The sequence below is a fragment of the Neisseria sp. P0021.S006 genome, assembly GCF_051956895.1.
In genome coordinates, this window is record NZ_JBQCWZ010000425.1 from 1 (window position 1) to 1,207 (window position 1,207).

A 1,207-nucleotide genomic window follows, 5' to 3' on the forward strand; every position below is an offset into this window, starting at 1 on the left:
GGCCGTCTGAATATTCGTAAACAAACCATTTACACCACTAAAAACACAAAGGAAACCACATCATGGCATACAGCGATAAAGTAATCGACCACTACGAAAACCCCCGCAACGTTGGTACTTTCGACAAAAACGACGAATCTGTCGGTACCGGCATGGTCGGTGCACCCGCCTGCGGCGACGTAATGCGTCTGCAAATCAAAGTAAACGATGAGGGTATTATCGAAGATGCAAAATTCAAAACTTACGGTTGTGGCTCCGCCATCGCTTCCTCCAGCCTGATCACAGAGTGGGTTAAAGGCAAAAGCCTTGACGATGCACTGGCAATCAAAAACAGCGAAATTGCCGAAGAGTTGGAATTGCCTCCAGTTAAAATCCACTGCTCTATCTTGGCTGAAGATGCGGTAAAAGCAGCCGTTGCCGACTATCGCAAACGTCAGGAAAACAAATAACCGGATTCAACGCCCCCTTGTCGGCAGGTGCCCAAGATTCCCGGCGAATCTTCGAGAAAAGCAAATCTAATGGTTTCCCCCCTCTTCTTTTGTGAGACAAAACCAACTGTACAGAAACTTAATCGTTTTGAAGTTGCTACCAAGTTTGGGATTACCTGCCAATCTATCCCCTCTCCCCACGGGAGAGGGTTAGGGAGAGGGCAATAAGCTACAGCTTATATTTAGTCGTTATACCTGCAAAATCAAAGAAGACGATATGCCTTTTACTGATAAAGAAGTCCAATCCCTACTTGCTGTCAAAGGCATAGGTAAAACCATATTGCAGCGTTTGCAGCAAATGGGATTGGATGATATTGCCACTTTGGCGGTTGCGGATTTAGACGATATTTTGGAACAGGGCGCACAATTGACCGGCTCGACCTGTTGGAAAAACAGTCCGCAGGCAAAAACTACCATTGCCACCGCAATAGAGTGGGCAAAACAGCGTTTTCAGACGGCCTGAAAATCAAGAGGCCGTCTGAAATAAAAAGCAGACAAAACAGAAAATGATTGCGAAATGAGGAAAAAAGCATGATTACCATCACAGAAAACGCAGCCAAACACATCAACGGCTACTTGACCAAACGCGGCAAAGGCTTGGGCGTGCGCTTGGGTGTCAAAACCAGCGGCTGCTCAGGCATGGCATACAACCTTGAATTTGTCGATGAAGTGACCGAGGATGACCTGATTTTTGAAGAACACGGCGCACGAGTTTATAT

Annotated in this window: 3 protein-coding genes; all 3 read left to right on the forward strand. The window is 46.5% G+C overall.

Annotated features, from left to right (window positions below; genetic code table 11):
• Window positions 1-62: 62 nt before the first annotated feature.
• On the forward strand, window positions 63-449 hold the full coding sequence (iscU, locus tag ACTHUM_RS14705) for a Fe-S cluster assembly scaffold IscU (protein ID WP_003674559.1): 387 nt from the start codon (window positions 63-65) through the stop codon (window positions 447-449).
• A 256-nt stretch (window positions 450-705) separates the two neighbouring features.
• Window positions 706-951 (forward strand): recombinase RecA, encoded by a 246-nt coding sequence (locus ACTHUM_RS14710; protein WP_070461779.1) that lies wholly within the window; start codon window positions 706-708, stop codon window positions 949-951.
• Window positions 952-1,019: 68 nt separating this feature from the next.
• Window positions 1,020-1,207 (forward strand): iron-sulfur cluster biosynthesis family protein (locus ACTHUM_RS14715; RefSeq protein WP_440403250.1); only part of this gene is annotated, 188 nt, incomplete at its 3' end.